Consider the following 19,547-nt stretch of genomic DNA (forward strand, 5'->3'; position numbering starts at 1 on the left):
TTAGGTCAGTGGCGAAATGCTCGACGCTTGTCCGGGCGATCTCCGGGGAAATGACCGTTGCCGCGCCAGGGCTCAGCGATTCATCGGCAAGCTTGAAGCGAGCGGCTGCATCCAGACGGCGCCGGAAGGCATCTGCGGCCTCCTGTGGACTGACGATGGAGGCATCAGGGTGCTCCAGAACGAACATGGCCAGATCGTCGGAGTCGGCATAGGCCACGTTCAGGTTCTCTCCGTCCACGTCTACAGTGGCGGCGAAGCGGCGGGAATCGATGACCTTGACTAAATTGTCAGGAATACGTTGAGTACCCAGTCCCGGAGCTATGGAGTCCAGGCCCAGTCCGGGGATGGGCACCTGCGGCACTCGGGGCGTGGTACGCGATACCGGTCGGGTCGGCTCTTCGCAGGCCTCCTGGGACATGGCAATGGATCGCGCAAGGTAGTTGGCCGCGGCCAGCACCGGCATGTCCTCCTGATTGAAGTGCATGCGGATGCGAGGCTCGTCCCCCAGCTGCAGGCGGTAGGAGGCGAAATCCTGCCCCTCTGACTTGGAGGAATACTCGGGCTGACGGGATTCGATGGCTATGCCCATGGCGGCCAGCTTGGCCCGGTCGCGCTGGAACTGTTTGGCGAAGGCGGCCTTGGCGGCCTGGTCGGCCAGCTCGCCATAAGAGTCGGCATAGGCCTTGACCCGTTGCGCTATCTGCCGTGATGTAAGCCATTGCGGGAAAGCGGACGATAAGACGGCTAGGACATCAAGTTCATGCTTGCCCCATTTATCCGAGAAACGCCGTCTTCCGTTCGTACCTTCTGCCATCAGTCCTCGCGTATCGTTAAAATTTTGTATATTAGTGCGCCTAACGCACTTCTACCTATCATAGATTGATTTTCAGGACCGTGGGGGCCAAACACCCAAATACGGTCCCTTTTCTTGACAGGCTGAACCCTGTTGCGCCTGGCCTTAGACCCACTCGTCCGGTTCGATCCCCTGGGGTCCCACATACTGACCGTTAGGCACGTATGAGGAGCGCCCTTGATCGCTCAGATGGGCGTCCGCATACAGGGTCACATCCCTGCCGAAGGTCCAGTCACCTTCGATGGTGACCGAGTTGGCAGCCGCCAGGCTGGGAACCCCATAGGGGAAGCGCTCATCGAAGTCGGCAATGTACTTGTAGTAACGCTCGTCCAGCTGGACATTGGGGAAATCGTAATTGCCGTCTTCCATTTCGTAGGAGTCGGTCAGATGGAAGCGATCGGAGCGCATGATGAATAGGTCATCGGTAGTTTTGACCGGCAGGAAGCGCATACGGTCCACCTGTACGCAGATGGCTCCCTCGAAGAGCGAGGCAGCTGAGCCCATGGCTGTCTCCAGTTGCACCACGGGACGGGTGGAGGAATCGGTGGGATCGACGGTCTTGCGGTTCTCGATGATGGGCAGCGGAAGCACCCCATCGTATTCGGCCAGCTTATCGCGCAGAGCATCGACTCTGACCCAGATGCTGTTGGTATTGAAGTATGGATGCTTACGGATGGACATGGCCGAGCTGCGGTCATGTGGATCCACCTGGGACATCTCCCGTAGGATAAGGCGTCCAGAAGCCTTGTCGATGACGATATGGCCGCCCTTGCGGTCAGCCTCGGTCCGCTTGGCCACTTCGATCATGAAGGGGGCTCCGGACTGCGCGAAATAGCCGGCCAGAGTCCTTGAAGGTCTGGCGCCTAGGTTGTCGGAATTGGAGATGAACAGGTAATCGATGCCCTGTTCCTTAAGTATGTCCAGCAGGCCGGTCTCCCAGATGGTCGAGAAGATGTCGCCATGGCCGGGAGGGCACCATTCCAGGTCGGGATTGGCTGGGAAGTCGACCGGACGACCGGTTTCGGCGTCGACCTTGGGCTCGATGTGCTGAATGATCTCCACGGGGACATCGTTCTGGACGAAGCGGCGGTTCTGCTTGACCACGCGCATGGTGTCGCGCGAGGTGCGGAAGGAGTTCATGAAGATCAGCGGCAGCGGCACGCCTAGGCGCTTGCGGGCTGTCAGCACCTGGCCCATGATGATGTCCAGAAAACGCATACGACGGGCCTTGTGGCGACGGATGGGCAGCAGCGACTTGGCCTTTTCCAGGCCCATGGAGGTGCCCAGCCCTCCGTTGAGCTTGATGAAGGCGGTGCGGGAGAATGCGTCCAAGGCCATGTCCATGTCCATGGCGTCGTGGATGTCTTTGGTGCGGGGCACGTCCCTGAGCGCAGTGACGTCTTTTTCGCGCACACAGGCCTTGGCATCTCCTCGTTTCCAGGTCTCATAAAGGTGCCTGAACTGGTTGATGGAGACTTCGCTCATGCCCTTATTGTGCATCTTCGCGGCCGAAAGGTCGAAAACATCTGTGCTCATGGAACCCCTTCCGGGCTGGGACGACTTGCGGTCGACGCGGGTTGCGTCGACCGTCCAGGAATATAATAGCAAGTCGAGGATTGAACCCGGTCCGTCTGGATTTGTCTGTTGGGACTCGCCGGACCGTTGTCGGCACCGCCACGCTGTGCTACTATCGCTACTCGGTGCTGATGCACCGTCGGGCCGTAGCGCAGTTTGGTAGCGCACTTGACTGGGGGTCAAGGGGTCGCGGGTTCAAATCCCGCCGGCCCGACCACAAAGCAGCGATTCCAAGGTTTTAAGCCTTGGAATTATTTATATCCTCCAATGTCCGGCACATATTGAACATGTCGCCGGTGCTTCCTGTGTTATTCGCTCTTTTTCTGCACTGCACTGTATTGGATTAGGGCGGCATCTTATTAGGGCGGCATCTTATGTGGAGGGTTCATAGCAATCGGTTTATCACTAACTTGCATCCTCTGCCCTGCACACTCATATCAGGCTGCCGGATGGCCGGAATCAATCGACAGCCCAACGAATTGAGCTTACATTGTCCAGGAGGCTTTCGTCGTGGGAGACGACCACTAGAGCTCCCTGGTAGGGAGCCAGCACCTCGGTCAGAGCCGCCTGAGAGCGCAGATCCAGGTGATTGGTCGGTTCATCCAGGATCAGTAGCTGCGGATGCTTCAAGAATCCCAGGCACAGCAATAGTTTGCGGCCTTCGCCCGCTGAGAGTTCGTGACCGGCCAGGAGATCTTCTGGGTCAGCGTTGAGCTGGGTGTAAGCCGTCATCAGATTCTTTCTCTTCGTCTCCGGCAGTGCGGCTGCGTCTTCCATGGCTTTTTGCATGAGTGCCGGGTCGATGATCTGAGGCAGGATCAGGCAGGGTAGATCTGGGGGCAGGCCGGCGATCAGCAGCTCAAGCAAGGTGGATTTGCCTCGTCCATTAGGTCCGCTGATGCCGATGTGGTCTTTCGGTCCTATACTGATGGTCTCTATTGTTGGTTCGTAACGGTTTTCTGCTTGGCTGTCTGCAGCGAGATGCAGGCGGAAGTCCTTGACGCCATGCCCTTCCATCCAATCACCTAGGTCGCGAGCGTCAACCCGGACTAGTTCACGTTTGTGGCTGGCTTTGACCTGCAGGCTTATGCTCCCGTCATAGCGTTTGGCTGCAGTCTGCAAGTTGGCGGTACGTCTGCTGGTCGCGGCGATGCGTGCGTCAGCCTGATGATAGCTACGGGCGGCCGCTGTTCCCGAGGTTCCAGGTCTGGCAAGCTTGTGGGTGTTCCGGGCGTCGTGGTCGTGGGGGTCGATTCGGCCTCCCTGCCGTCTTAGGGCATCAAGATGCTGGAGTTTCTGGAAACGGGCAGCCTTGAACCGATTGAGCCTGTCCAATTCCCGTCGGTTGCCGTCCAATTCCTCCTGGGCTCGACGGTCCTCAGCCCTCTCTTGCTCCTCTATCTGCGACAACGTTCCCTTGAATAGGGTCAGCGTCAGCACGTTGCCGGTCGGTGTATGCCGTGTACGGAAGACCAACGACTTGGGGCAGCTGGCATCGATCAGGGCCCGGTCGTGGGAGATCAGCAGACCGATGCCTGCGAAGCGGTCCATAGCCTCGCTGATACGGGTCCTGGTCACTGCATCCACATGGTTGGTCGGCTCGTCCAGGACTAGCAGGTCGGGCTCCCGGCTGAGGGAGCAGGCTACTTGCAGGCGCTTCGCCTCGCCGCCAGAGAGTGTCGGATACCGGAAGGTCCAATCGTCCGCGATGCCTAGCGTCCTCCTAATGGCCACGGCCCGCTGCGACCAGTCGTTGGCGAAATCTTCCAGATTAGGCGGTTGTTCGGCGATGTTCTGGGGGCAGTATTCACATACCAAGCTGCCGGGTTTCGGACTGATTCTTCCCCGGGTCGGCGATAGGCGTCCGCACAGGAGTCGAGCCAGGGTGGTTTTGCCGCAGCCGTTGTCGCCGAGCATGGCAGTCCAGCCCCGGTCCAGGGTCGCAGACAGATGCTCGAAGATGGTCGATGGGCTGCCCGGATAGGCGAAGCCGAGGTCGGTGATGGTGATGACGCTAGGATTCGGCATGGGTTTCCTTCTGATGGTAATGCGGTCTGGTTCATCATCAGGGGAGTCGTCGGCTGTGACTGGTCGAGCGCCTGGTCAGCCCGTCACCTTGTAGTTGCGGCCCACTATTATCATGCGGGCATTATTGCAGTGCATAGCGCGAATGCGAGTGGCAAGAATTTTGGCCTGAGGACTCCCCTGTTGGGGACAGTCGCCACAGGTAACCGGGGAGCTCGTACTTTGATCACTTCGCGTGGGTGGCGCGTTGGAACAGGGCTCACCAATTCCGACGGTCTCTGCTGACCGCCTGGGCAACTGTTTCATCACAGACGCAAGTCGAGATCCTCTTTCTCTCGGAACACCTTGGCATATGGGGCTGTTCCTCAAAATAGCTTTCTTCCCCTCAACTTTAACCCAGAGCCTCCTCTTTTGCATTGCGTTTCAGACAGATGTTGGTTGCCGAGCTGCCCTGTGGCGGATTGGTTGAAAAATCAGCAGGATTTCGTCCCTCATCGTTAGTTGTTGTGAACTTGGGAGATGGTCGAGCTGATGTACTCCGACAGGGCTGCGGTTGCCGGTCCCTCCCGTTCTGTTTACAACCGCCAGGAGTGGGCTGAGGACCGCTGCGGGAGTCTGCAAAAGGATCATAACCAGGACAACTGCCTTGCGCCTGGCTCAAGACGCCACCCCATTTAGCGTCGTCTGCGCTCAGCCTTGGCCTGAGCCACAATTAAGGTATAAGGGCTTGCGTCCGGCGGCGACATGGAGTGGGGCCACTTATGTTAGAAGCCGCTTACTGCCTCTACTGCCTTTCTGGATGGAATGCACACTTGGCGGTATTTTTTACACGGAGAGCGCATGGCATCCATAACTGCAACCAAGCTGCTCCCTTACCCTAGCCATCCTTACCGCGATTCTGCAGACCTGGCTCAACTGCTTCTGGACAATGGGTTGACAGGTATCAGCGTGCGGGATCTCGCGGACCGTATGGGGGGTGGCTGGCTATTATCCCTCAAGGGTTATTGGTATGCCTTTCCTGCTCCTGTGGCAGGTAGCAGTAGAACGTAAGCTGCCTTTTCTTCTGAACACTGCTTAGGATCCCATGTGGGAACACGTGTTCGACCAGGAACTATGTAACATCATCTTTGATGGCATTGTCAGCATCGAAGTCTTGCTGAAAAACTGCATGGCTGCCGAAAGAGAATCGCCCTCGCGAGGCTCCTGCTCAAACAACCGAGTGTCATTCTTGCAGACGAGCCGACCTCTGCGCTGGATCAAGACAACGCTAACGTAGTAATACGTATACTGTGCGAACTTGCCCAACAAGGTTCTGCCGTCATCATTTCAACACACAGTGAAGAAATAAAGAAAATCTGTTCGTCGATTATCGAAATAGACTGATATACGCATAGTTGAGCTAATAGCAAGGCTGAAAAACCCATCAAACTCACAGTACTCAGTACTGGGGGTGACACGATAACTTCAACGCCGGCAAGGTGAGTTATATCGGCATTTACTATAGTTGGCCAACATTCTTCATGCGATTGTCCAAAACTGTACAATGGCAATACATACGAACCAGAATCGTTGCTCGCAGATTTCAAGGACCGCCTATTTTATGGCACGTCCTATCATCTAAAATCTTTGCCAAAATTCCGTCGTTATCTATACAAGTTAAGACCGGGAGTGATCCTGGTCTTTTTTGCCATTGATTGTGTATAACGACTTACCGAAAATCAGATTGGGCAATGTGATGAACTAACCTATCGGTTTCAGCTCGTATCAGTTGGTAGTGGGAACTTGCTAGCGTCGGCTGAATTCCAGTCGTTACTAGCAACAATTAAAGGCGGCTAGCATGTACACGTACTGCAGCCTTTCTCAGCAATGAGTCTCGGGTTCAAATCCCACCGGCCTGGCAAGACATCCGAGTCGCAAGTAAAGTTGTTCGACAGATGCGAACGAAAGTGTTATACGAACTCGCCTGACAAATAACTTTGAGATTTGCGGATGATGAGTTCTTGCAACTTTTCTATTGTTCTATACCTAGCTTTACTGTCAGAGATTCTGATGATGCCAACCTATTAAATGCTATAGTCTCTGCTATCAATGGCATGAAATATGGCGTGCTTGAAACGTTTATTTGGCGCAGGAAACGGGAAAGCTTCGGGTGCTTATTGTTTCGGTGACTTTCTTTTTGCCTGTTCTCCAAAGCAAATCACCATTGAAAGTGATAGCACGAAAAGAATGAAAAATAGCAAGGCACAAATCCACGCAAGATTTGATTGCGACGAATCAAATTGCGTGAAAAGACTAGAGTGCTCGTCGCTGTAATAGCCAGCCCGAATTTGTATGGCAGCTGTGACAATCAAGCCTAATATGCTCACTGCATTCATTATTATTGCAATCACTTTCATCATTACCCCTTTTCACAGGTATTGGCCTGCAATTACTAATGGTGATTAATTTTTAGGGTACTTGACTTGCCGGTAAATGCAGTCTGCACGCTGCCATCACTAGCACTGTCGAGCACATATCAAAGGCGCATCTAAATTACTGCCTAATCTGTGTAGCTCGCCTTATTAATAAGGCTTAACAGTGATCGTGCCACATGGCGTGTATTCTCCCTAATGATTATCAGCATTGCTTTACCTTCCAGTATCTACACTTTCAACACGTAAGCCACTTCTATTGCTTTGCGTTCGAACCTGGCATCGCTTCGGCAAAAAAGAAGGACTTTCCTTATTGCATTAGCATGCACGAATCCCCTGCACGGGACTACCTGCATCCGGAAGCGGCGAAGCACATAAAACAAGCTATTTCAAATAATTGAACGGTGGCTCAACTACGTCTCATCCTCCTGTGATGTAGTGCATCTCAGATGCAGCACTGCAATAATCTCCCAGATCGCTGGGGCCTGTTTTTTCACCGCTATAACTTCTCGCCGATATCCCTACAAGCCAGAGTCGGCATTCTCATTCCTTCCGACTTTCAAGCCTTCCGCAGGCACTGACCAATGCGAAGAACTTTCCAGGATTATTTCTCGGGCAGAGCTTGGATGCCAATATGGGTAATATCGCCTGAGATCGGAATGTTATGACCTGGAGCGTGGCAGGCTGTTGGAAGAAAGCCATTCACAGATATCAGCAAAAGATCTTTCTGCCAAAACGAATCTTACAAACCTTTGCCTCTGTTACTGTGGAAACAGTGATGGGCTCACGCATCAACCGAAGAAGATTGATATGTTTGCTTTGATCAAGACTCGGCGCACGAAAGATCTTGTGACCTCAATGGGATGAGAAAATTTCCGTCTATGCCGCTTACACAAGGTTTTGCCTATTGCTGATAGCAGCTATTTCCTGGGCTATAGAAAGACCTTGGAGAGACTTTGTAACAAGGCCTTACACGTTAATTAGTTTAATTTGCGGAACCGTAACCTATTGTGCCTGTACCCTTGCTGCGCAGAAAGCTTGAATGTAATTATTGGACCGAGTATTGCCAAACTCACGATTTTGTCATGGTAATGACGCAGGTGCTTATTAAGATGACAACCTGCTCGTCGTGTTGTTCGGGATGCATCTATTGCTCGTAATTCGCCTTGTATGTTTTCTCTGAACTTGAGTGCCCATTGAGGACATCTGTCGTCCTTTGTATCGGCAGAGGAAGCCTGATTGCGTTTGAACCCAGTTACCATTGAGGCATGCTTGGGACAATCGACAACCCATATTGCTGTTTGCGGTTTCTGCAGGACTTGATCTGGGCATACTCAGCAGGCAAATCCAAGAATGCTTAACTATGGGATGCATTGCTCATATAATCATTGATTCATTATTCTTTATGTTATAGATACAGCTTGAATGTGTATGACCACGGCCTCTGCCTAAATGCAATTCCGAGATTGGTCTTAATCCAATCAATGCAACAAGCCGAGAGAGACTGTACTGATCGGTCTCAACAAACGATATTGACTACTGCTATTTAGTGCAGCTGTTTCAGCAAACATTGAGAAATCCTCATGATTCTTTTTAAGAAGTGCCATCAATTTATAAAGATATGTTCGAGGAATATCCCAAGAAGCTGCTGTTTACTATGAGTCATGAACACAACGAATATTCTCGAAAGAAACATTAGCGGGCAGCCCTATGTGCCTGATAGGCACCCTTCTAGCAAGAGGCAAATCCCACTGGGTGAGGTTGATTCGCCTATCTTTTACGGCAGTCCAAAACCGGTCGACGCCGATATTGTCATTCCCATATACAACGAGGAGGTTCAGCTGGCTGACTCCGTATCCACCTTATGCAGCTTTTTGGATAGTCACGTCAGGGATCTGACCCCCTTTAGATGGAATATCGTGATTGCAGACAATGCCAGCACAGACGCCAGTTGGCAGATTGCCAAGTCCCTGTGTGACTGGTGTCCCAACCAGGTACGCGCCTTGCACCTCGCCAGGAAGGGCCGCGGGTACGCCCTGAAGCAGGCTTGGCTCAACTCCAGTGCGGCAGTCGTGGCATATATGGATGTGGATCTATCTACCGACATCGGTTCTACGGGCAGCCTTATTCTCCCCCTACTCCAAGGCGGGGCTGACATCGCCTTTGGCTCACGTCTTATGCCGCAATCTCAGGTCATCCGCTCCCCCAAACGTGAATTCATTTCGCGCACCTACAACCTCATGCTCCGCTCATATCTGGCGGTCTCCTTTCATGATGCCCAGTGCGGCTTCAAGGCCATCACTGCCCAAGCTGCGCATGTCCTGCTGCCTCAGGTAAAGGATAACGAGTGGTTCTTCGATACGGAGCTGCTTGTGCGTGCCCAGCAGGCAGGGATGACCATGCTGGAGCTTCCTGTCCGTTGGGTGGAGGATACAGGCTCGACGGTCGACATTCCAGACACGGTAAAGAAGGATCTGGAAGGCATGCACCGGGTCAGGGAGGGTATGGAGGCCCGAGCGGTCGAAGAGCTTCGTGTTGACCTGGACTCCCCTGCCGTCTGGGATCAGATCCGCCAGCATGAGCTGCGCGGATCCCTCTTGCCTGACGAAGAGGAGGATTCGCATTCACGGATGCAGAATCCAGGCAAAAAAGCTGCCGCTTGTTGAGCGGCTGACAGCAGTGGGAACGGACTGACAGCAAACGCAATCTCATACAGAAAGAGCAAACTTCACCTATCATGAACGCTTCATTGGCTTCTAACAGCAGCTACGGCTTCTCCCCGCATTCACGGACTTTCAACCCGCCACAATCAACAAGCGCAGATGTAGTCGCTGATGAGCACGCTTCCCGCGCGTATATTATGCCGCGACGGACCCGTGGAGACTGGATAGCGCTGGGTGTCATGCTGCTTGCGGCCTGTGCAATATTCTTCATCAACCTTACGGCCTCCGGGTATGCCAATGAGTTTTATTCGGCTGCAGCCCAGGCTGGCTCGGTCAGCTGGAAGGCCTTTCTCTGGGGGTCCCTGGACTCCGGAAATGCCATCACCGTGGACAAGCCGCCAGCAGCCCTCTGGCTGATGGCGCTTTCCGTGCGCATCTTTGGTTTGAATTCCTTTGCCGTCCTCCTGCCGGAAGCCCTGATGGGGGTGGCGACCACCTACCTGCTCTATGCCACCGTGCGCCGGTGCTGGGGCAACTGGGCGGGCATTGTCACCGGCTTTATTTTCATGCTTACTCCGGTAGCCGCGCTCATGTTCCGCTTCAACAACCCTGATGCCTTGCTGGTGCTATTGATGACTGGAGCCACTCACGCTCTCCTCAGATCCCTGGAGTATGCCAACCATCCTTCTGGCAATCGAAAGCGCACCTGGTGGATGGTCCTGGCCGGTGCACTGATCGGATTCGGCTTCCTCACCAAGCAACTGCAAGTGCTGCTCGTACTGCCCGGCTTTGCCCTGGCTTTTCTTCTGGCCTCGCCAACAGGCATGGTTCGTCGCATCCTGGATTCACTGGCTGCCATTGCTTCCATGATCGTCGCCGCTGGCTGGTGGGTGCTGCTGACGGTCATCGTGCCAGCCAGCGACAGACCTTATATAGGCGGCTCCCAGCGCAACTCATTCCTTGAGCTCACTTTTGGCTACAACGGTTTTGGACGCTTGACCGGCAGCGAAGAAGGATCCGTCATACCCGGCCATGGCCATAAAGGAGGCGGAATGCCGGCTGGTGTCGGTCGTGGTGGCGGCATGTGGGGCCAGACTGGCCTCAATCGTCTGTTCAGCGGCGAGTTCGGCACGCAGATTTCCTGGCTGGCTCCTTTGGCTTTCGCAGGCATTGTCATCAGCTTGCTGGTTATCGGCAGAGCTGTTCGCACTGACGTGCGCAGGGCCAGCGTCATTGCTTTCGGAGGTTGGCTGACCGTCACCTGGCTCGTTTTCAGCTTTATGGCCGGCATTTTCCACCAGTACTACACCGTGGCTCTGGCTCCTGCCCTGGCTGCTCTGGTGGCTATCGGGGCATTCAGTCTGTGGATCGCCCGGGATAAGCTCTGGGCCAGGATCGTCACGCCGATTCTTATCGCCTTCACGGCCTTCTGGGATTTCAGTCTGGTAGGTAGCTCCCAGTGGCTCCCCTGGCTCAAGTGGGCCATTCTCATAATCGGTCTCATGGGCGCCCTCGGTTTTGCCCTGGCTGGACTCTTGCGAATACGACGACTCGCTCTTGTAGCCCTCATTGTCTCAGTCATAGGGCTTATGGCTGGCCCTGCCGCATGGACGCTGTACACCGTATCCCAAGGACATATGGGATCAATCGTTTTAGCCGGACCCAGCCTTAGCTCAGGGAGGATGGGCGGTGGCCCCGGTGGCATGCCAGGTGGTGCTCCCGGTGGCGGTCAGTTTGGTAATGGTCAGCCTGGCGGTGGCCAGGCAGGAGGCATGGCACCTGGCAATATGCAACAGCAAGGTATGCCTGGTAGTGACGGAGGTCCCACGGGTTCATATCCAATGGGCCAAGACCCGATGAATCAGCAAGGTCAGTCGAACAAGCAGGGTCAGATGTCTGGCGGTAGTTCTAATGGTCAACAGGCTCCCAGCATGGGTTCTCAAGGGCCAGGTCCCATGGGCCAGGATTCCACGGAGTCACATGGGGAATCCAGCTCTTCGGGTGCGCCCTCCATGCACTCACAGCGCAGGGGCAAATCTGGATTCCATGGTGGATCAGAAGGAGGAAGGATGAAAGGAGGAAGTCTGCTTGGTGGAGGCCGGTCTAGTTCCAAGGTCGTCGCCAAGCTGGGAAAGTCATCCGACTCCTATCGCTGGGCTGCTGCCACAACAGGATCCCAGCAGGCGGCGGGCTATCAGGTGGCCTCTGAAAAGCCGGTCATGGCCATTGGCGGGTTCAATGGTTCCGATCCCTACCCCAGCTTGGAGCAGTTCAAGCAGTACGTGAAGGATAAGCAAATTCATTACTACATAGCTGGTGAGATGGGTGGCCATCAGATGGGAGGTTCCGACACTGCCACGCAAATCGCGCAGTGGGTGGCCAAACACTACACCGCAGCCACGGTTGATGGCGTCACTGTGTATGATCTGACGCAGCAGCAGGCCAGCTGAGCGGTGAAAGCAGCTTTTGCCTAAGAGTTACTCCCAGGTTTGCGGTAACAAGATAAAGACGAGACGAGCTACTGACTTCTAATCTGTAGGCTGTGAGTAGTGGCCTTCTTTGTGTGTAGTAAAGGCGCAAAGTAGCGAGCGGACTGACAATACTTCAGCCCGCTCATTTTCATATTGACAAGTTTGCGCTGGAATTCAGATCTGATTATTGCAAGACCCTGCATTGCAGGCCAGATCACATCAAATCAAACTAAATAGAGCTATTGCTTTCGTTTGCATTCGTTTGCTTTGCACCGTAATAAGCAATTCCTACAAATGGCGGGACTCTATCGCCAATTATGGATTTAGGCGCACAAAATACAGCCGGATGTAGTTCTCTTCCGTCGATGAATGAGCGAGCCAGCATTCAATACGATTACTGGTTCGTCATGTCGGCCTGATACCAGAGAACGGCGATGTTGATTCGGTCCCTGACCTTGAGTTTTGTCAGTATGCGGCTGACGGTCTTTTTGACCGAATCAGGCTGCAGCTGGAGGCGCTCGGCAATCTCCGCATTCGTCAGGCCTTGGCTGACCAGCGACGCGACCTCAAGTTCGCGTTTGCCCAGTTGCGCGAATTTACGGCGAGCCTCAGATTCATCATTGGCTTTTGGACTTGGAACTCCTCTCCTGATCACTTCGGCTGTGATGCGCGGCGTGAGAATAGCATCGCCTGCATGTACGGCATGGATGGCTCTGTTCAGATCGGCTGTCTTGACATCCTTGAGTAGGAACCCGGAGGCGCCCGCCCCTAGAGCTGTGAAGGCATAGTCGTCCTCGTCGTAGGTGGTCAGAATGAGAATGCTTATTTCAGGATGGAGCTTTTTGATACGGCTGGTAGCATCCAGCCCGTCCATGACAGGCATGCGCACATCCATCAGAATCACATCAGGCAAAGGCTGTTGATTTTCGGCGGATGTGGCCAGTTTATCCAAAGCTTCTTGGCCGTTGGCCGCCTGCGCAATGACATGTAAGGTTGGATCCTTAGCGACCATGAGTGCCAGTCCCATGCGGGTCGGTCGCTGGTCGTCGACGATCATGACGCGGATCATGCGTTCTCCTTCATACCTGTATTGTTAGCTGCCATTGTGGCTAGCGAGGGTATGTGGGCCTGCAAGGTCCAACCATCAGAACCAGGATCCGAATGGAAGCTGCCACCATGAGCTTGCACCTCGGCTCTTAACCTGGCAAGACCTGTACCGCTGCTACTGGTATTGTCGGCTTCGTTATTCAAGATTCGTCCATCATCGCGAACGGTGATATCTATGTCGCCCCGGCTGTTGTGATCCCAGGAGACCACAATACGGTTGACCTCCTGTCCGTGGCGGAGGGCGTTGGTAATCGCCTCCCTGGTGATGGTGAAAGCCAGGTCGGCCTGTTCGGAATCCTGTGGCCGACGACCCGTTTCCGTCAGGGCAGTGCTGATGCCGGCTTGACGGACGTGACCGAGAATGGGTTTGATGTCATCCCAGCCATGCCTCTCCCCTGTGGCCGGCTGTGGGTCGTTTTTCGGATCTGTCTCTGATTGCAAGGCTTTGACAGCTGTTCGGGTGTCCTCCAGTCCTTGCCGTGCCAGGTCATTAATCACCGATATAGCCTCATCAATTTCCGGCTTTCCACTGGCATGATCCAGTCCCTCGGATAAGGCGATGATGGCGGTCAAGTCGTGACCCACGCTGTCATGCAGTTGGGCGGCAACCCTGGACTGATGCATGGCCTGGTCCCGCTCATGGGCCAGAGTTAGAGCATGTGAGCGCTCCTCCTCCAATGCCTGCTCTGACATGCGTGACTGCCTTACAGAGCGTGAGAGGAAGGCGACTGTCAGGCAGAGGGCGAAAGTCAATCCAGTCGGATACAGAAGGTCAGTGAAGTGGACATCATGATGCCAATTGGCAGAGAGTACGATGCTGAACAGGCCTAGAATGGCGGAACTACCCAGCCCAGCTGTCAATGATGTCACGCTCTTGGCTTCTACCGCGCAGGCGTAGATGCTGACAATCCAGGGAATGACCAGGTAGGTGCATCCCGAGCCATAGATTGCGGCAGTCAGGGCAAGCAGGCCACTGACCACCTGCAGGGTCGCCATAGGATATAGACGGCGCAGGCATAGGGTGACAAGTGCGATGAAAATAATGACCACAAACAGAGGCAAGCCCCAGCTGGCAGACTTCATGACCTGGTAGAGTGTCTGGTTGGCGCTGCTTGGGGCAAGGATCAGCCTGGTCAGCATCCCTGTCTCGTAGAGGGCGCAGAAAAAGACTGCCACGAAGGTCATATATGGCCGGTTCCACAACTGAATCCAACCTTGAGTCTTCTTGCCTGCTCTCATCGGTGAGCCTCTTCCTGATAACTGCTGGTATTCCATTATGCTGTCAGACACTGAGATGTGCGGCCTGGCAAGTGCGTTACCCTCTCTTTATTGACTCTGCGCTTAAGATCAGATGGCTCTGCGAGCCTGGTGCCGGAATATAAGGAGGCTGATCAGCACCCAGAGGATTGCCACCATGCACGAGCTTGCCATAGAGGTCGTGGATGCGATATTGCCCATGTCACGGGCTGCGGATGCAGTGGTGATCAAGGCCAGCGGATACGGCAGCGCCAAGGCAGGTGCGGCAACCGACAGCACACAGCCTCCCAGGGTGAGCAGAAACATGATGCTCATAGTCGAGGCGAAGGATTCGGCTCTGGCGGCTATGGCCTGGGTCAGAGTCATAATGGCCCACACTGCCAACGTCATTGGTATGCCACGCATAAGATAGGGACCGAGTTCCGCTGGGTCAAAGCCTCCTACCAGAACGCCCACGAGTATGAATTCGGATTCGAAAATGGCGACGGTAAGGAGGGATGCCAGCAGTCCGTGCAGCATCTTCCCGATTATGGCAGTCCCGATCATGCCGGAGGCATTAAGGCGCTGCCAGTTGCGTCCCTTGTGCTCGTTGGCTCCAACCTGGGCTGCAAAGGCTGCGACCAGGACTGGTATGAAGACCATACTTGGCAGAAGGATCGCCTGCCCCCAGACCGCAGCCCAGGTCACTCCTTGAGTCTGGAAGTCCGGTCTGTAGCTCTGATACTGGTCCCAACCGTTGAAGATTCCTATGGCGTCGAAGAGCATGGTGGCCAGCCAGTACCAGAGATTGCCGGCCTTGTGAATCTCCCATTTGAAGGCGGCGGCGATCGATGGCTTGTGGCGATGCATCGGGGCGATGGTTATAGCGTTTGAAGGGTATTGCCTGTTCATCGGCCTGACTCCTTGACCTTGATGATGAATGCTGATATTCCCGACCAGATAATGCAGACCAGAAGGCTAGTCAGGACTTTTGGCCAGGGATTGGCGACCAAGGTCATTCTGGCAAAACCATCAGAGCTGGCTGAAAATAGGAACGGGTTGGCCGCGGAACTGATCCCGGCTGGGAAGAACCAGCCCAGAGCCGGCATATTCATCGGGCCCAGTCCAGTCCCGATCAGACCGGCTATCACACCCAGACCCAGGCCTATGGCCTGTCTTTCGATAGTCAGGGAGAGGGCGAGTTGTATGGCCGTGACAGCCATGGATGAGAAGCAAGCAATCAGTGCCGGAAGGAGTATGTATTCGGCCAGACTGCCATCGAGATGGAATCCTTGTGCTGAAGCTGCCAGCGGTACCCACGTCAGAGGAATTACGAAACATAGCGTAATCACACTCCCAGCAACTATGAGCTTGGTAAGAAACCTCTCAGTCGCATCCTGTCCTAGGGAGCGCCATTTGAGATCCATGCGCTCGCTGCTCTCCATGACGGCAAGTCGGCTGGTCAGCAGAGCTGCAAGGATGGGTGCAAGCAGGCCAACAGTTTGGAATATCTCACCTTGTGCAAGGGCTACGGTACGAGTGGCGGGGTTCGAAGATTCAGCTCGTTTCATGAATGCCAAGCCCGACCATGACGAAACCAGAACAATCATGCCCAAGGCCATCCACCAAAATGAGGAGCCTTTCAACTTGCGAAGCTCCATCGAAAGCAGAACAAGCAGCCTTCCTGGATGGGATGAGCGTGGCGGCTTTCCCAATCGAAATTCTTCGGGCCGCATGGAGAATGATTCGACAGAGCTCATCGTGCGCTCCTCTGTTTATGACCGAACGGCTTCACAGGACCCTGCGCTACATGGTTCTGCGGGTTTTCCACGAGTTCGAGGAAGGCCTCTTCCAAGCTCTTGCGTTCGGAAGCGACACGGTATACCTGCAGACCATGCGATACCAGCCGAGTCACCAGCGCCCCGATTTGCGGATCTGGCATCCCGGGAATGCGCAGGGTTGCACTCTTCCGGATATATTCGTGTTGAATGCCTTGAGTTTCGAGCATCTCTGCCACGAGCCCAGGGTCGGACACCCGTAGATCGATATGGCCCTCTTCGCGCAGATTTTCCAATGTTCCCTGGTAGAGCAGGTGACCATCGGCAATGATGCCAACCATCGGAGCCATCTTTTCAACCTCGGACAGGATATGGCTGCTGATGATGACGGTGACTCCCTCGGAAGCGGCCAAGTCCATGATCATTTGTCGCACCTCGACCACAGCTTCTGCATCTAAGCCATTGGTGGGCTCATCCAGGAGCAGGAGTTCCGGCTGCGAGATCAGCGCCACGGCGATGCCCAGCCGCTGCTTCATCCCCAGAGAGTAGGCGCCCGCCTTCCTTTTCTCGTATCCACGCAATCCAACCTTGGTTAGCACTTCTGAGGCAGCTGAAACTGGCAGACCCAGATAATCGGCTACCATGCGGCAGTTATCGAGACCCGACAGGCCTGGATAGAAGCTGGGTCCTTCAATCATGGAGCCCACACGGCCCGGCTGGATCGTAGTCTTCTTTCCGACCTGCTGTCCTAGCAGCCACATGCTTCCGGCAGTCGGTTTTGTCAATCCCAGAAGGAGCTTCATGGTGGTCGATTTTCCGGCTCCGTTTGGTCCCAACAGTCCATAGACCCCGCCAGCCGGCACTTGTAGATTCAGCCCATCCACGGCTTTGAAAGCTCCATAGGCCTTGACCAGCCCCTGTGTAACCACAGCCAGTTGCGGGTCATTGTTTCCGTCCGTATATGTCATTGTGCCTCCCCTTCCAATCGGAATTCAACTGATTCCTATGCAAGTTCGGCGGATGCAATCCCTCAACGCGGGAAAAGAAACTGTCCCCTGCAGGGGACAAGTCGCTGCTGATGAGGCTGATTTGTATCCATAGGAAAAGAGTCTTGCTGGATTTAGTCGTCTTCATGATTGAATAGGGGCTACTTTGCAAGCAAGCAGAACCAAAAGCGTCCTCATCAAGAACCTGTTATTGGGTATTGGGACGCTAGGGGCCGGCGTGTGTATGCACTCACTCACCCATCCCCCAGAAAACAAACGATTTGACCTTGACATAATGGCAGGGTTTAGGGTCAAGGCATGACACGCGAAAGTAAATTCAGTGGCGAGGGCAGCAGGAGCGGCTTGAGCATCGGTCAGATGTCTGAGCTTACTGGGGTCAGTCGGAGAATGTTGCGTCACTGGGAGGAGGAAGGACTGATCTCCCCCTTTCGCGATCAGTCGAATTACCGGCATTATCTGCAGGATGACGTCGCACAGTTGGAGCGAATTGTGACCTATAGGGAGATGGGATTCAATGCCCGACAAATCAAGGCATTGCTCAATTGCAAGGCACCGCTGGCCTTGGATGAGTTGCGAGGTCAGCGTTCGCGAATTGAGGAGAAAATTCAGCTTCTTAGGAAAGCTGCGGATCGTTTGGACCGGCTCATAACCCTTGCTGACGGGAAGTCAGGTAATGATTTAGCCGCTACGAAGACCGGTCAGGAGGACCAGTACTTTTCGGAAGCATACGAACGCTGGGGTACTAGCAGGCAGTGGCTTGAGTATGCGGAGCGAAAGGCCATGTGCTCCGAGCAAGAGCAGAAAAAGGACACGGTCCGGCTCAAAAATGTAGAAAGTGAGCTTGCACAAGCCAAACGAAAGGGTTTGGCTCCGACATCAGATAAGGTTCTCGAACTGATTGACGAGCATCGGCAGGCTTTGTCATGGTTCCATGTGACGCCGTCCATGCACGTCATTCTGGGGCGGATGTATGTGGCCGACCCGCGTTTCAGGCGCCATTACGAACAGCTGGAACCTGGATTGGCGCAATGGATGCTGGTTGCAATCGAAACCGCAGCACGTGCAAGCGGGATAGATCCAGCCACCGCCAGATGGGAGTGATGCAGTCAGTGTCTTCCACCCACGTATCACGTCTTCTGATTGAGAACCCAATTGAAAATCCTTCAGCTAAGAAACGAGACAACCATGCACAACCGTGACCAGTCCAAAGCGGCTGCTTATACAGGAGCAGCAATAATCAGTCCCGTGCCGGAGCCCGGAAAGAATGCGGAACCGCCGGAGCCTTATAGGGGCATCTACCTCATGCCCATGTTCATGTGCCTGTATAGCCACAATCTAGGAGAATCTGAAGCTTTCTGGACGCAGGGATTGGGTTTCATCAATTTATACACCATGCCGGGCATGATGATTCACTTGCGGCGCTGGGCCTTTCAGGATGTGCTGATTCGTAAGAGTGGTTCCAATACTAGAAGCTCTGATACGGATATGGAGTCCATAGGAAGCCTGAGCGTAGCAGTCGCGGAAAAGCAGATAGGCAAGATTGTGGATGCATGTGAGCGCCTCCGTCCGGGCTCCACTTCAGCTCCAATACGTAAGCCGTGGAATTCGCTTGAAGCCAGGATTCACACTCCGGAAGGCCTCGTCCTTACCCTCACAGCTGCCTTGGCTGTCGACAAGGAACAGACCGAAGTTTATCTAAACATGCACGGTCAATGAGCAAAGATCAAGCACCTCCCCTACTCGTGATTTGATTGCAAGAGCAACCATTAGATGTCCCGAACAGCCGGCGGGTCAAAACATATGGCTCTACATCTTTGAGCAGATAGTTGTTGGCTCCGGCCTCGATGGCCGGCAGAACATAGCGGTAAGAAGGAGCATTCCAACAGCGCTGTCAGTCAGTTGAATGGCACGGCTGTAACAGAATGTAGATACACAATCTGGCAGGTTGCTCTGGACCCGGTAAGATCAGTTAGGCTACCTGGAGAGGACAAGCCACAAAGCTCTGTAAAAATGGTTTATTTTGGGACGTCACAGACCGAGAAGGCGAAACTCATCAGAGTTCCTACTGACTTACTCTTATCTGATTTTAGTGTTTCAATGCTTTTGAGATGCTCATTGTCTTGTACCTGGTTCAGTGCGTACTGTTCACCATCTAAGGTGGTAAAGCGGAGGATGGGGTCTCCCTGCTTGCTGAGCTTGCATGACACGGTGCCCTCATCAACTTTAAGAGGCCAGGTGTGACCTAGATCTTCTTTCGAAATTGTTTGCGGGTTGCTGGTAGCTGCGACTTTATTGCTTCCATCAGTGGAATACTCTTCAGGGTGCTTTATGCCATCAGTGCAGCCGACGACCCCCACTGTCAGCATAATTGTGGCGCATATAAGGAAAAGGGTTCTGAGGCTCTGCTTGATTCGTTTCATA

The 19,547-nt window shown here is 54.1% G+C and carries 13 protein-coding genes, 1 tRNA gene and 1 pseudogene; 6 read left to right on the plus strand and 9 right to left on the minus strand.

Going from position 1 to position 19,547, the window contains the following annotated elements; all coding sequences use genetic code 11:
- Nucleotides 1-30 precede the first annotated feature (30 nt).
- Together ACUIAD_RS06315 and ACUIAD_RS06320 are read right to left on the minus strand one after the other, a co-directional pair.
- Nucleotides 31-814 (minus strand): annotated as a pseudogene (locus ACUIAD_RS06315) (helix-turn-helix transcriptional regulator); the annotation flags it as partial.
- Between the two features lie 144 nt (nt 815-958).
- Nucleotides 959-2,389 (minus strand): UTP--glucose-1-phosphate uridylyltransferase, encoded by a 1,431-nt coding sequence (locus tag ACUIAD_RS06320; RefSeq protein ID WP_445343090.1) that lies wholly within the window; start codon nt 2,387-2,389, stop codon nt 959-961.
- 179 nt (nt 2,390-2,568) lie between these two features.
- On the opposite strand from ACUIAD_RS06320, the gene ACUIAD_RS06325 reads away from it, so the two are divergent.
- A tRNA-Pro gene (locus tag ACUIAD_RS06325) sits at nt 2,569-2,645 on the plus strand.
- A gap of 242 nt (nt 2,646-2,887) precedes the next feature.
- On the opposite strand, the gene ACUIAD_RS06330 is transcribed toward ACUIAD_RS06325, so the two are convergent.
- Nucleotides 2,888-4,456 carry an ATP-binding cassette domain-containing protein gene (locus ACUIAD_RS06330; protein WP_445343091.1) on the minus strand — a complete coding sequence of 523 codons (1,569 nt, stop codon included), beginning with the start codon at nt 4,454-4,456 and terminating at the stop codon, nt 2,888-2,890.
- Between the two features lie 1,161 nt (nt 4,457-5,617).
- On the opposite strand from ACUIAD_RS06330, the gene ACUIAD_RS06335 reads away from it, so the two are divergent.
- From ACUIAD_RS06335 to ACUIAD_RS06345, 3 genes are all read left to right on the plus strand, one after another.
- Nucleotides 5,618-5,836, plus strand: coding sequence for a hypothetical protein (locus ACUIAD_RS06335; protein WP_375314998.1), 219 nt, complete (start codon nt 5,618-5,620; stop codon nt 5,834-5,836).
- Nucleotides 5,837-8,636: 2,800 nt separating this feature from the next.
- Nucleotides 8,637-9,530, plus strand: a complete 894-nt coding sequence (locus tag ACUIAD_RS06340; RefSeq protein ID WP_375314999.1) for a dolichyl-phosphate beta-glucosyltransferase — start codon at nt 8,637-8,639, stop codon at nt 9,528-9,530.
- 71 nt (nt 9,531-9,601) lie between these two features.
- A complete protein-coding gene (locus ACUIAD_RS06345) occupies nt 9,602-11,977 on the plus strand; it encodes a glycosyltransferase family 39 protein (RefSeq protein WP_445343092.1) in 2,376 nt (791 codons plus the stop codon).
- Between the two features lie 415 nt (nt 11,978-12,392).
- Here ACUIAD_RS06345 and ACUIAD_RS06350 read toward each other — a convergent pair whose 3' ends face one another.
- The 5 genes from ACUIAD_RS06350 to ACUIAD_RS06370 all read right to left on the minus strand — a co-directional run bounded on the left by ACUIAD_RS06350 (nt 12,393) and on the right by ACUIAD_RS06370 (nt 17,003).
- A complete protein-coding gene (locus ACUIAD_RS06350) occupies nt 12,393-13,067 on the minus strand; it encodes a response regulator transcription factor (protein WP_110452051.1) in 675 nt (224 codons plus the stop codon).
- Nucleotides 13,064-14,290: a sensor histidine kinase gene (locus ACUIAD_RS06355; RefSeq protein ID WP_181414437.1), complete on the minus strand. Its 1,227-nt coding sequence runs from the start codon at nt 14,288-14,290 to the stop codon at nt 13,064-13,066. Before ACUIAD_RS06355 ends, ACUIAD_RS06350 begins: the two co-directional genes overlap by 4 nt.
- Nucleotides 14,291-14,452: 162 nt before the next feature.
- The gene (locus ACUIAD_RS06360; RefSeq protein ID WP_445343093.1) at nt 14,453-15,253 is read right to left on the minus strand and encodes an ABC transporter permease; all 801 of its coding nucleotides are present in this window, start codon (nt 15,251-15,253) and stop codon (nt 14,453-14,455) included.
- Nucleotides 15,250-16,101, minus strand: a complete 852-nt coding sequence (locus ACUIAD_RS06365) for an ABC transporter permease (protein ID WP_110452054.1) — start codon at nt 16,099-16,101, stop codon at nt 15,250-15,252. Before ACUIAD_RS06365 ends, ACUIAD_RS06360 begins: the two co-directional genes overlap by 4 nt.
- Entirely contained in the window at nt 16,098-17,003 is a 906-nt protein-coding gene (locus tag ACUIAD_RS06370; RefSeq protein WP_445343094.1) for an ABC transporter ATP-binding protein, read from the minus strand. Before ACUIAD_RS06370 ends, ACUIAD_RS06365 begins: the two co-directional genes overlap by 4 nt.
- Before the next feature lie 420 nt (nt 17,004-17,423).
- Between ACUIAD_RS06370 and ACUIAD_RS06375 the strand changes: the two genes are divergently transcribed.
- Nucleotides 17,424-18,227 carry a MerR family transcriptional regulator gene (locus ACUIAD_RS06375; protein WP_110452056.1) on the plus strand — a complete coding sequence of 268 codons (804 nt, stop codon included), beginning with the start codon at nt 17,424-17,426 and terminating at the stop codon, nt 18,225-18,227.
- An 84-nt stretch (nt 18,228-18,311) separates the two neighbouring features.
- A complete protein-coding gene (locus ACUIAD_RS06380; protein ID WP_110452057.1) occupies nt 18,312-18,842 on the plus strand; it encodes a VOC family protein in 531 nt (176 codons plus the stop codon).
- A 299-nt stretch (nt 18,843-19,141) separates the two neighbouring features.
- Here ACUIAD_RS06380 and ACUIAD_RS06385 read toward each other — a convergent pair whose 3' ends face one another.
- A complete protein-coding gene (locus tag ACUIAD_RS06385; RefSeq protein ID WP_110452058.1) occupies nt 19,142-19,546 on the minus strand; it encodes a DUF2511 domain-containing protein in 405 nt (134 codons plus the stop codon).
- Nucleotide 19,547 lies beyond the last annotated feature (1 nt).

The sequence above is a fragment of the Bifidobacterium sp. ESL0819 genome, assembly GCF_052606245.1.

Bases quoted from the DNA above. Each gene is read 5' to 3' on its own strand.
- ACUIAD_RS06320 (WP_445343090.1), bottom strand. From the start codon at position 2,389: ATGAGCACAGATGTTTTCGACCTTTCGGCCGCGAAGATGCACAATAAG.
- ACUIAD_RS06380 (WP_110452057.1), top strand. From the start codon at position 18,312: ATGCACAACCGTGACCAGTCCAAAGCGGCTGCTTATACAGGAGCAGCA.
- ACUIAD_RS06345 (WP_445343092.1), top strand. From the start codon at position 9,602: ATGAACGCTTCATTGGCTTCTAACAGCAGCTACGGCTTCTCCCCGCAT.
- ACUIAD_RS06350 (WP_110452051.1), bottom strand. From the start codon at position 13,067: ATGATCCGCGTCATGATCGTCGACGACCAGCGACCGACCCGCATGGGA.
- ACUIAD_RS06375 (WP_110452056.1), top strand. From the start codon at position 17,424: ATGACACGCGAAAGTAAATTCAGTGGCGAGGGCAGCAGGAGCGGCTTG.
- ACUIAD_RS06360 (WP_445343093.1), bottom strand. From the start codon at position 15,253: ATGAACAGGCAATACCCTTCAAACGCTATAACCATCGCCCCGATGCAT.
- ACUIAD_RS06355 (WP_181414437.1), bottom strand. From the start codon at position 14,290: ATGACCTTCGTGGCAGTCTTTTTCTGCGCCCTCTACGAGACAGGGATG.
- ACUIAD_RS06385 (WP_110452058.1), bottom strand. From the start codon at position 19,546: ATGAAACGAATCAAGCAGAGCCTCAGAACCCTTTTCCTTATATGCGCC.
- ACUIAD_RS06365 (WP_110452054.1), bottom strand. From the start codon at position 16,101: ATGAGCTCTGTCGAATCATTCTCCATGCGGCCCGAAGAATTTCGATTG.
- ACUIAD_RS06330 (WP_445343091.1), bottom strand. From the start codon at position 4,456: ATGCCGAATCCTAGCGTCATCACCATCACCGACCTCGGCTTCGCCTAT.